We start from the raw sequence: 470 nt of genomic DNA on the forward strand, positions 1-470 counted from the left end.
GGTCTCCAAGGAGATCGAGAAGCAGTACAAGAAGCTGGGCGTCAAGATCCTCACCGGAACCAAGGTCGAGGGCATCGTGGACGAGGGGGCTGATGGTCCGGTTCGCGTCACCGTGAGCAAGGACGGCAACACCGAAGAGCTCAAGGCCGACAAGGTGCTGCAGGCCATCGGCTTTGCGCCCAACATCGAGGGCTACGGCCTGGAGGTCACCGGTGTGGCGCTCACCGACCGCGGAGCCATCGCGATCGACGACTACATGCGCACCAACGTGCCGGGCATCTACGCCATCGGTGACGTCACCAGCAAGCTCCAGCTGGCCCACGTCGCCGAGGCCCAGGGCGTCGTCGCAGCCGAAACCATCGGCGGCGCCGAGACTCTCGCGCTGGGCGACTACCGGATGCTGCCGCGCGCGACGTTCTGCCAGCCGCAGGTGGCCAGCTTCGGCCTGACCGAAGAGCAGGCCAAGGCCG

At 66.6% G+C, this 470-nt stretch carries 1 protein-coding gene; it reads left to right on the plus strand.

All coding sequences use genetic code 11. The annotated features are described in order from the left end of the window. Positions 1–470 (plus strand): FAD-dependent oxidoreductase (locus RM812_RS42290; RefSeq protein WP_311586347.1); only part of this gene is annotated, 470 nt, incomplete at both ends.

The organism is Streptomyces lancefieldiae, from assembly GCF_031845825.1.
GTDB lineage: Bacteria > Actinomycetota > Actinomycetes > Streptomycetales > Streptomycetaceae > Streptomyces > Streptomyces lancefieldiae.